The sequence below is a fragment of the Rhodococcus sp. P4_B6 genome (assembly GCF_056402215.1).
The window spans coordinates 47,666-58,008 of record NZ_JBFUHV010000048.1 but is presented as its reverse complement, the minus strand read 5'-3'; the positions used below and the strand labels follow the sequence as shown (position 1 = coordinate 58,008).

The window sequence follows — 10,343 nt, the reverse complement described above, 5'->3', positions numbered from 1 at the left end:
GGTGACGACAGCGCGGGGAGGGCAACGGCCATGAAACTGGTGGACGAGACCGGTTTCGACGCAATCGACGCCGGCTCGCTCGACGAGTCGTGGCGGCAGGAACCTGGCAATCCTGCCTACTGCACCGACCTCTCCGCCGCAGACCTCGAACTCGCATTACAGCGAGCGAACCGAGCAACAGCAACCAAGAAGCGCGACCTGGTTGCTGACAAGGTATTCGCTGCGCGAGACCAGTACACCGACGAGGACATTCTGACGCTGGGGCGTCGCGTGTACAACTTGACGTCCGAGGACGACGAACTCCGCGGGTAATCGCACGACTTCAGCGAGGGCAATTCCGGTTCTGACGTCGCACCTACGCGATCTGATTATGAACAAACTAGTAAGTGGGTTCTCCTGGTGTTCAGGCGCTCCCACAAGTGTCGAAGTTCAACGACAAGAAGGATTCGAGAACGCCATGGGCGAGCAGAACAACCCCCCAGTACACAGCGCAGCGTTGGAGCCTTTGTACAGCGAATTCTCGGTGTCATCGCTGAAGCTGCGCAATCGCTTCGTGATGGCTCCCATGACGAGGGAAAGCTCACCGAGGGGCATTCCGACCCACGACAATGTGGAGTACTACCGTAAGCGGGCGGCCGGTGGGGTCGGAATGATCATCACCGAGGGAACATTGGTTCGAGCTCCCGCAGCCGGAAGCAGCGCGAGTATGCCGCACATGTACGGCAAGGACAGCGCCGCGGGATGGCGTTCGGTCGTGGAAGCTGTTCACGGTGAAGATGCGGCGATCGTCAGTCAACTGATGCACATGGGCGTGATGCGCGGCGGCGAACCAGAATTCGAACCGGACGTTCCCACCGTCGGACCGTCCGGCATCGGAGTAGACGGTGAGCCCCTTGGACGAGCCCTCACTCGTGCTGACATGGACGCAATCAAAGACGCGTACGTCGAATCAGCGAAGCTGGCTTCCGACCTCGGCTTCGACGGAGTCGAAATCCACGGAGGACACGGAATGGTGCTCGATACGTTCATATGGGAACAAACGAATCGACGTGAAGACGAATACGGCGGCACGCTCCGGAACCGCGTCAGGTTCCCCATGGAAGCTGTTTCCGCCGTACGGGAAGCGCTTGGACCTGGCTTTCCGATCATTTATCGATTCTCGCAGTGGAAAGTGGGACAGTACGACGCGGCTGTCGCGTCGACTCCCGCGGAACTCGAGCAGATACTGTGCCCGCTTGCTGATGCGGGTGTCGACATGTTCCACCTGTCGACACGTCGACACTGGTTACCTGCTTTCCCCTCGGAAAACTCCGCCGACCAGCACATGGGACTGTCCGGATGGGCCAAGAAGATCACGGGCCTACCTGCGATCATGGTCGGGTCGGTAGCAGTAGACCACCCATTCGTCGGGGACGACCCCGCCGACGACCAGGACCGAGACGAGAAGCTGCGCTTGGTGGTGGAAAAGTTCGAACGCGACGAGTTCGACCTACTTGCACTCGGACGCCCATTACTTGCTGATCCTGAATGGGTGAACAAGACCCGCACCGGCAAGACCGACCAGATCGTTCATTTCAAGAAGTAGGAAAACCACCGAGAATTCCTGGCCGTCGGAGTCGCCATCTCCGACGGCCAGGTTTCTTTTGAGCGATTGTGCCCAGCGCGGCTGGCGACGGGTACCGGAYGGAGTCCTCGCCCGCTCAGAAACGCGCTGGGCATGCCGTCCGCGACGGCATTTTCCTCGCTACATGCGGACGAAGATCAAGACTGAGCCGGGAATGTGATCACACTGCGCGCGATTCCGCCGCGCTCCAGTTCCTCGTAGGCCTTGTCGATGTCGTCGATGGAAATTGTTTGTGAGACAAGGTCGTCGAGGTTGAGCCGCCCCTGCAGGTAAAGATCCACGTACATCGGAATGTCGTGATAGAAGTTCGACGAACCGAGCCAAGTGCCTCTGATGCCTTGCTGAAAAGGAAGCAACAAGCTGTCTCCAGGAGACGGGTGCAGATGCACCTCGGCACCCGGAGACATTCCGCCGACGAGGTAGACCGTGCCGGACTGGCCGAGGATCTGGAGGGCAGTTTGGGTAACCTGCGGGACACCCACCATGACGAAGGCATGATCGACGCCTTCGGATTCGGTCAGCTTCTGAATGGCCTCGACTGCGTCTACCTTCGTCGAATCGATGACATCCGTGGCACCGAACTTCTGCGCAAGCTCGAGTTTGTCGGTCTGAATGTCGACACCGATGATCCGTGTAGCTCCCGCCAGCGCTGCCACCTGAATGGCGTTGAGACCAACGCCGCCACAACCAAAGACCACGATCGACTCACCGGGCTGCACTTTGGCGACGTTCAGCACGACGCCGCCACCGGTTGCCACGGCGCATCCGATTATCGAGGCCTGCTCGAAAGGCATCGCCGGATCGATATTCACCAACTGATTTTCGTGCACAAGAACCTTCTCGGCGAAGCCGCCCAAACCTGTCATCTGGCCGATAGCGCCGTGCTCGTCCTCGAGACGGGGCTTCTCGTCTGGGCCCCTGTCCAGCGCGTCGGGCTGCGAGCACGCCCACACGGCGCCCTTGAGGCACGCGCGGCACTGACCGCACGGACGAAGGGCGGCCGCGACGACGTGATCGCCGACTTTGATTCGCGAGGCGGACGGCCCGACTGCCACGACGACGCCGGCGATCTCGTGCCCCAGAACCATCGGCCAGTCACCGCCCATCCCCGTTTGCGCAACCGAGATGTCGCTGTGGCAGAGCCCGGACGCACGCACTTCGACCAGTACTTCATGTCCTATCGGCTCGGCAACGCTTACGTCCGAAACCGTGAACGCTTGGCCGGTCTTCCTGATTACTGCAGCTCTCACAGCGAATCCTTTCTTGTCGAACTCTGCGGGTATATCGTGTCCGACACATCGAGCCTCGCGTTTGAAGCGGCAGGTCTCGCGAGGATCGACGGAGAAGCACGACGGATATTCATCGATTTCGTCGATGTCGACGGCGCAACGTGATGCCGCTCGGTAAACGTGCCCTCAGTGGGCTGCCTCTGAACACGGCATTCATACTCCCTCTGCGCCCGACAGCTCCGGGGTCGGGCGCTCGCCGTCCGACGACGGGTTCCGCCGGGCGGCTGCGAACAGGCCGACCGCGGCCAGGGCGACCGAGGCAATGATTGCCGGGACGACGGCCAGCAGGAAAATCGTCTTTGCCGGCACATGCGCGGCCAGGAGTACCCCTCCGATGGCGGGTCCTATAACCGAGCCCACTCTACCAACACCCGACAGCACGCCCATGGCTGTGGCCCGCAACCAGCTCGGGTAGATTGTCGCCACGACGGAGTTCACGGCCATTTGCGTTCCGATGGCGAATGCGCCGACCACGAAGACGGAACCCATTAACAGGGCCGTAGAATTGATCGAGAGCGCGGTCGCGACTGTTGCGACGGCAGCGATCGTAAAGCAGATACTGAGCAAGCGGCGAGGATTCCCACTGCGGTCGGCAGTCATACCAATGCCGATACCGCCCAGCATGGCGCCGAGATTACATACCGCGGAGGCGGCGACCGCACGGCCCTCCGGGAGACCGGCCTCGGTCAGTACCGACGGTATCCACGACATCAGAAACAGAATCAGTAGGATTGCGTTGAAGAAGACCACGCCCAGCAGCAATGTTACCGGCGTCAATTGCCGGGAGAAGAGGAGCTTCACCGAGGGCTTTCGCCCTTGACGGTCATCCAGCATGATCAGTTGGACGTCCGAGGAGTTGACGGCCCGGGGGTTGATCTCCCGCAGCATTTTCCGCGCCCGGTCCATCTGACCGGAGAGCGTCAGGAACTGTGCGGTCTCAGGCAGCCATCGCAGCAGCGCGGGCACCAGGAGGATCGGCAACAGACCACCGATGACGAACACCGATCGCCACCCTGAGTTGGGGATGATGGCGCTTGCCAACAGCCCACCCAGGAATCCGCCGCCGGCGCTGCTCGCACCGGCAATTGTGATGAAGGTGGCGCGCTTCCGGGTGGGGGCGAATTCCGCTGCGTACGCGTAGGTGTTCGGGAGGACTGCTCCGAGTCCGATTCCGGCAAGGAAACGCAGAGCAATCATCTGCTCGAGGTTCTTCGCGACGACGACACATAGTGTCATTGCACCGAAGAGTGCGACTCCCCCGATCAGCACGGGGCGCCGACCGTAACGGTCAGCGCGCGGTGCCAGCAGGACGCCACCGACGATCATGCCGAGCAGCGACGCGACAATTGCGGGAGTGAGGCTCGCGGTCGAGACCCCCCACTCCCGCGCGATCGACGGGGAGGTGATCGCCATGAGCAGTGCGTCGAACCCATCGAACAGAGACACGAGCATGATTGCCCCGACAGCCTTGCGTTGAAGTGCTGATAGCGGTGCGTCGTCGATGACGCGTTGGACGTTCAATGGTGGGGATTGCACGGGTTCCTCCGGTGGGGTGGTAGTGGAACAGTGCGTCTGCAAATCTGTTCTCAGCGAAGATCGACGGAAGGCCGGAGAGTGGAGGCGGCTACCCTGTGGGTCCGTTGGTGATGCCCGATAGTTGCGGTGCCTGCGCCTCGGCGACCTCTCCCGTGCGGCGCCGCGAGGTGTAGAGGCCAACCGAACCGATGGCAACGGAGGCGATGATCGCCGGAATGACGGCCAACAGGAAGATCGACTTCGCCGGAACGTGAGCGGCGAGAAGCGCCCCGCCGATTGCGGGACCTGCGACGGAGCCGATCCGGTCGAAGCCCGACAGGACACCCATACCGGTCGCCCGCAGCCAGCTCGGGTAGAAGGCCGCGGCTACGGCGTTGACGCAGATCTGGGTCCCGATGGCGAACGCCCCCACCACGAACACGGAAATCATCAAAGCGACAACGGATCCGAGCGACAGCGCGGTAACCACGATCGCGACAGCGGCGGTGGCGAAGCAGACGCTCAACATGCGCCACGGGCGCTCGCTACGATCTGCTGCCATGCCGATGGTGATACCGCCGAACATCGCACCCAGGTTGCAGACTGCCGAGGCTGCCACGGCGTGGCCGGTCGACATGCCGGCGTCGGTGAGCACCGACGGAATCCAGGACATCAAGAATAGGATCAGCAGCACTGCACTGAAGAAGACGATACTGAGCAGAACGGTCACCGGGGCGAGCTGCTTGGCGAAGAGGAGTTTCACCGACGGCTTGCCGCCTTCGCGGTGATCACTCATGAAGAGTCCCCCTTCTACGGAGCTGACCGCCCGAGGATCGATGGACCGCAACATCGTCCGCGCCCGGTCTGCCCTGCCGGCGAGCGTCAGGAATTGAATCGTCTCCGGAAGCCAGCGTAGGAACGCCGGCACGAGGACGAGCGGGAGCGCTCCGCCGAGAACGAACACCGATCGCCAGCCGAACGCCGGTTCGATCGCGGTGGCCAAGATGCTGCCGAGGAATCCACCGCCGGCACTCGTGGCACCGACGATGGTGACGACGGTGGCGCGCCGTCGTTTCGGCGCGAACTCCGCCCCATACGCGAAGGTGCTGGGCAACACGGCACCGAGTCCGATACCAGCAATGAAACGCAATACGAACATTTGCTCGAGGTCGTTCACGGCGACCACGGCAAGCGTCATGATGCCGAACAGGACGACTCCCCAGATCAACACGGGACGCCTGCCATACCGGTCGGCTCGCGGAGCGAGCAGCGCACTACCGATGATCATGCCGACCAGGGACGCGACGATCGCCGGCGTGAGGCCGGCCGTGCTGGTTCCCCAGTCTGCGGCGATCGACGGTGCTGTGATCGCCATGACCAGTGCGTCGAACCCGATGAACATGGAAATGAGCATCACCATGGCTATCGACGTGCGTTGGAGAGTTGAGAACGGTGCGTCGTCGATTATTCGTTGAACGTCGAGCTCGGGGCGCTGAGACACGTGTGGTCCTCCGTGGATGGCGGTGGGCGGAAGGCGAAGACACGGGGATCGACACCGAATGGGCGGCGGTGATCCGCTGCGCCCGTCATCGGCGTGTCCATGGTGTTGTCCGTCACACATACGATCTGCCTTTTTAACTTGCTTGTCAACTCACAATTTTTTTCTGCAGAGACGGTCGTCGACCATGTCGTCACCGTCCCCGACGGGATCAGATCCCGCGCCGGACGGTTCGTCGGCGAATGGGGCCCTACGCGCAAATCCGTGCGGCTAGAGAATTTCCCGTCACGCTTCTCGCTTCCGGTAGCCGCGGCGAGGCCAGCAAAGTTAGTTGGTTGACATACAAAGACCGAGGTGGTCTGCTCATCTTCGCCGAGAGCCTTCTCACCAAGCTTTCGCTGCATCGAGCGGCGCATCTGTGGAGTGGCCATCGCCCTCCTGGCAGCGACCGGCATTCTCGGCGCCAATCTGGCTCCCCTTCAACCCGATCGAAGAAGCGAATCCGACGAAAGGCCGCACGATGGACAACACAATCAGCACCGAGCCCAGCCCGGCTCGGCAGGTCTCCAGCGAGGAAATCATCGATCTACTCGATAAACAGAAGCTGTACGAGAACATGGCTCTCTACTGCCGCGCCATGGACCGAAAGGACGTCGAGACGATGAAGTCGACCTTCTGGCCGGAAGCGACGGACAACCACGGTGCCTTCGACGGATCGGCTCACGAGTTCTGCGAATGGGCCTACCGTGGTCAAAAGAGCAGCGAACACCGCTCCCACCACTACATCACCAACACGCTGATCAACGTGAACGGCAGCACTGCCCGGCGGGAGACTGCGGTGGTGTACGTGATGGTGCTTCCGGCCGCGAATCGTATCGAGATGATGGGTGGCCGGTATCGGGATTTCTGCGAACAGCGGGACGGTGAGTGGAAAGTCCTGCGCCGCACCGTAGTCTTCGACTATGCGCAGGTTTTCGACGAGATCGCCGACTTCGGGGATGTGTTTGGTGGCATCCCGGCTACCTCGCGGTTCGGTAGTCTGTATCCGGACGATCCGATTTACGAAGCACAGTGGTAATTCCGCTCTGAAGACGGACGCGCGTAGGAAGCGGGACTCCCCGTTCCTGATGGTCTGCGAGTTTGCAAGCCATCGCCGATCGGGGAGTCTCTCCTCGTCAGGAGGCGCGCAGGCGCGGCAGAACCTCGTTCACCAACAGCTTGTACGAATGCGCCACTTCGGGAGTCCGCGTGTAGGGCATCACCAGAGTCATGCGGGCCAGGMCCAGGTCCATGAATTCGCTGAGCCGGTCGACGCAGGTGTCGACGCTGCCGACGATGGCGAACTGGTCGACGAATTCGTCGGTAACCACCCGGGCCTGGGGTGCCTGCTCGCCGTGCCGGTTCATGTCGTACACCTCGGCGATTTTCAGCATGATCTGCGCCTGAGCGTCAGTTGCCGGACCGATTACCTTGTTGTTCATCACCGAGAACCGGGCCATGGTCGCCACCGTGGGCTTGACGATTTCACGCGCAATTCGGATGTCCTCCTGTGGCATCGCAATCACGACGCATCCCACTCCGACTTCCTTTCCTGCGTCGGCGGCCGCAGTTCTCGCGAGATCGACACCCCAGGCGACGCGGTTGATGTCCGCTGCCAGCCCGAGAACGACGGTCTCCGCGACTCGGGCGGATGAAGCGATCGCTTTGGGGCCGGTCGAGAACGATTCGATCGGAACCTTGGGGACGTCGTAGTCGGCCAACCACTTCAGGCTGCTGCCCGCCGGACCCGACTCGATGGCCAGATCACGAAAGCCGATTCTGGCGTCGACGAGCATCGAACCGGCGTCCTCCATCGACACCATCTCGCCGCGCAGATAGGTTTGCAACACCTCCAAATAGTGCTCGAAGCGTGCGATCGGCATGGGTGAAGCACCGACGTAGGCCAGCGCGGAGTCTCCCCTACCGATGCCCAGTACGGCACGCCCGTTCGAGATGACCTGCAGAGACGCCGCGGCCGCAGCAGTCACCGAAGGGTGACGCGTGATCGGGTTGGTCACACCCGTCGCCAACGTGATTCGACTGGTTGCCTGCGCGCAGGTGGCAAGGTAGGTCCACACCTCGGGGTACATTGCCTGCGAATCGACCATGACCGCGCCGTCCCAGCCATCGGCCTCGAGTCGTGCGGCTTCGGTCGCGGCCTCGCGTGGATCCCTCGAGGTGAAATTGGTCCAGAACTCCGTGCGTTTCGTCATGTTGGTCCTTGTCTCGCGCGTCATCGCGCGGCACCATTCCGGTCGCCCGTTGCGGCGGTGGCTCTTGCTGCCGGCATCGGTAGCTACTAACGTACACTAAATTGCTTGTCAACTAACTAAGAAACGGGGCATCTCGTGAGCCGTCCACTTGTCGATCCACGACCCAGCATTCCGCGCGCGTATCACACCGACGAGCGCCAGGCCATCCAGAAAATGGCTCGCGATTTCGCCATGCAGGAGGTCCTCCCGATCGCGAACGAGCTGGATCCCGTACACGGCCTGATCCCCGACTCTCTACGCGCAAAGATGGGCGATCTCGGTTTTTTCGGAATCTTGATTCCGGAAGAGAGCGGTGGCCTCGGTCTCGGCGTATTCGAATACGCGCTGATCACCGAGGAGCTGGCCCGTGCGTGGATGAGCGTTGCAAGCATCATCACCCGCTCCGGCATCGCCGCGATACTCGACCCTTCCCAGCGCGCCGAAGTTCTGCCCCGAGCCGCCCGCGGTGAGTGGCTCGGCGCGTTCGCGATGAGCGAGCCCGGCGCGGGATCCGATATCGCCTCCATCCGTACCCGTGCGGACAAGGTCGACGGCGGGTGGTTGATCAACGGACAGAAGATGTGGTGCACGTTCGCCGACCAGTCCGACGGTATTGTCGTCGTGGCACGGACGGAACCGTACGACGCTGCTCATCGGCACAAGGGAATTCGCCGTTTCATCACGTACAAGAATCGCGGCGAATTCCCTGCCGGATGCACGGGAACACCGGTGCGGAAGATCGGCTATCACGGGTGGCAGACGTTCGAGCTCTCGTTCGACGACTGTTTCGTTCCGGAGGATGCCCTGCTCGGGTACGAGCAGGACCCGAGCAAGCCCGACCAAGGCTTTGCGAGGGTAGCTGCGGGAATGTTGACACCGCGGATCCATACCGCCGCACGCTCCATCGGCCTCGCGCGCGGTGCCCTCGAGGACTCGATCAAGTACGTGCAGGAACGCGAACAGTTCGGTCACGCCATCGGCGATTTCCAGGCGACCCGTTTCAAGATCGCCACCATGGCCACAGAGATTGAGCTCTGTCGCGCACTGATGTATGAGGTGGCAGCCGATGTCGACGCCGGCGAGGCGTCCGATGCGCGGGCCGCGATGCTGAAGTACGCCGCCGCCGAGATGTCCGAACGCGTGACCTCCGAGGCCCTGCAGATTCACGGCGGTGCCGGCTACACGACGGACTTCCCGATCGAACGCTACTGGCGGGACGCTCGCCTCACCAAGATCTTCGAAGGTACCTCCGAAATCATGCAGCGTCTTGTTTCCGATCGGTTGTTGCCGCCCACACCTTTTCGATAGCGCAGAGCGCTATTGCACGGCTACCGAGCAGAAGACGTCACCGCGTTTCACGGGGGTAGAACAAAATTGGTTGCTGAACTAGTATCTTTAGCTATGAGAGCCCAGCAGACGCTCAACGGCCACCAGGTCCGCTCGGAACGCTCCACCCGCCTCCTCCTCCGCGCCGCGGGAGAGCTTGTCGCCGACGGCGGCTACCAGTCGATGACATTGGCTACCGTCGGCGAGCGGGCGGGTTACAGCCGCAGCCTCGCGACCGCTCGCTTCGGATCCAAGGCCAAGCTCCTCGAGGCGTTGGTCGAAGAGATCGTAGTGCGCTGGGATGTAGAGACTGTCGAGCCGGAGGTGCACGACCTCACGGGTCTGGACACGTTGCGGGTCATGCTGACCGAGATCAAGAACGCCTACCAGAAAAGTCCGCGGTCGCTGGCCACTCTTTATGCCCTGATCTTCGAGGCGGTGGGGCCGGTCCCCGAATTGCGCGAGCGATTCATCGACTTTCATCGAAACCAGCGGTCTCGGATCGCCGCCTACATCAAGAACGGGTTGCACGACGGTTCCATCCGCAAAGGCATCGACCCCGATGAACAGGCCGCGATGATCGTCGCGCAACTGCGCGGGGTGGGCTACCTGTGGAAGCTGGAGCCAGCTGGAATCGATTCCGGTGCCGTGCTCACCACCTTCATCGATCAGGTGATGAGCAATCTCGCCGCAGAGCCGGCCGGCGGCGGACCGGAGCGCCGCCCGGCCTGACTATCTGATCGCATCGCATTTGCACACATCGGACTCAATACGCATACGAACGACCTGCGACGTGTTTT

Annotated in this window: 9 protein-coding genes and 1 pseudogene; 5 read left to right on the top strand and 5 right to left on the bottom strand. The window is 61.9% G+C overall.

The window, feature by feature from the left end:
* Positions 1-312: pseudogene (locus tag AC1DWT_RS22825) on the top strand (3-hydroxyisobutyrate dehydrogenase); the annotation flags it as partial.
* A 145-nt stretch (positions 313-457) separates the two neighbouring features.
* Positions 458-1,585 (top strand): oxidoreductase, encoded by a 1,128-nt coding sequence (locus tag AC1DWT_RS22820; protein WP_477922336.1) that lies wholly within the window; start codon positions 458-460, stop codon positions 1,583-1,585.
* Positions 1,586-1,761: 176 nt separating this feature from the next.
* On the opposite strand, the gene AC1DWT_RS22815 is transcribed toward AC1DWT_RS22820, so the two are convergent.
* From AC1DWT_RS22815 to AC1DWT_RS22800, 4 genes are all read right to left on the bottom strand, one after another.
* Positions 1,762-2,874, bottom strand: coding sequence for a Zn-dependent alcohol dehydrogenase (locus AC1DWT_RS22815; RefSeq protein ID WP_477922334.1), 1,113 nt, complete (start codon positions 2,872-2,874; stop codon positions 1,762-1,764).
* A 192-nt stretch (positions 2,875-3,066) separates the two neighbouring features.
* A complete protein-coding gene (locus AC1DWT_RS22810; RefSeq protein ID WP_477922341.1) occupies positions 3,067-4,365 on the bottom strand; it encodes an MFS transporter in 1,299 nt (432 codons plus the stop codon).
* A gap of 172 nt (positions 4,366-4,537) precedes the next feature.
* A complete protein-coding gene (locus AC1DWT_RS22805; RefSeq protein ID WP_477922332.1) occupies positions 4,538-5,929 on the bottom strand; it encodes an MFS transporter in 1,392 nt (463 codons plus the stop codon).
* On the bottom strand, positions 5,893-6,357 hold the full coding sequence (locus AC1DWT_RS22800) for a hypothetical protein (protein ID WP_477922330.1): 465 nt from the start codon (positions 6,355-6,357) through the stop codon (positions 5,893-5,895). The genes AC1DWT_RS22805 and AC1DWT_RS22800 overlap by 37 nt, the downstream gene beginning before the upstream one ends.
* A gap of 89 nt (positions 6,358-6,446) precedes the next feature.
* Between AC1DWT_RS22800 and AC1DWT_RS22795 the strand changes: the two genes are divergently transcribed.
* Positions 6,447-7,004, top strand: a complete 558-nt coding sequence (locus AC1DWT_RS22795) for a nuclear transport factor 2 family protein (protein WP_477922328.1) — start codon at positions 6,447-6,449, stop codon at positions 7,002-7,004.
* Positions 7,005-7,101: 97 nt separating this feature from the next.
* Here AC1DWT_RS22795 and AC1DWT_RS22790 read toward each other — a convergent pair whose 3' ends face one another.
* Positions 7,102-8,178 carry an LLM class flavin-dependent oxidoreductase gene (locus AC1DWT_RS22790; RefSeq protein WP_477922326.1) on the bottom strand — a complete coding sequence of 359 codons (1,077 nt, stop codon included), beginning with the start codon at positions 8,176-8,178 and terminating at the stop codon, positions 7,102-7,104.
* Between the two features lie 135 nt (positions 8,179-8,313).
* Between AC1DWT_RS22790 and AC1DWT_RS22785 the strand changes: the two genes are divergently transcribed.
* Together AC1DWT_RS22785 and AC1DWT_RS22780 are read left to right on the top strand one after the other, a co-directional pair.
* The gene (locus AC1DWT_RS22785) at positions 8,314-9,525 is read left to right on the top strand and encodes an acyl-CoA dehydrogenase family protein (RefSeq protein WP_206016473.1); all 1,212 of its coding nucleotides are present in this window, start codon (positions 8,314-8,316) and stop codon (positions 9,523-9,525) included.
* Positions 9,526-9,618: 93 nt separating this feature from the next.
* A complete protein-coding gene (locus tag AC1DWT_RS22780) occupies positions 9,619-10,275 on the top strand; it encodes a TetR/AcrR family transcriptional regulator (protein WP_206016474.1) in 657 nt (218 codons plus the stop codon).
* The last annotated feature ends 68 nt before the right edge of the window (positions 10,276-10,343 follow it).

Bases quoted from the DNA above. Each gene is read 5' to 3' on its own strand.
- AC1DWT_RS22820 (WP_477922336.1), top strand. From the start codon at position 458: ATGGGCGAGCAGAACAACCCCCCAGTACACAGCGCAGCGTTGGAGCCT.
- AC1DWT_RS22810 (WP_477922341.1), bottom strand. From the start codon at position 4,365: ATGCTCGTGTCTCTGTTCGATGGGTTCGACGCACTGCTCATGGCGATC.
- AC1DWT_RS22800 (WP_477922330.1), bottom strand. From the start codon at position 6,357: ATGGCCACTCCACAGATGCGCCGCTCGATGCAGCGAAAGCTTGGTGAG.
- AC1DWT_RS22795 (WP_477922328.1), top strand. From the start codon at position 6,447: ATGGACAACACAATCAGCACCGAGCCCAGCCCGGCTCGGCAGGTCTCC.
- AC1DWT_RS22780 (WP_206016474.1), top strand. From the start codon at position 9,619: ATGAGAGCCCAGCAGACGCTCAACGGCCACCAGGTCCGCTCGGAACGC.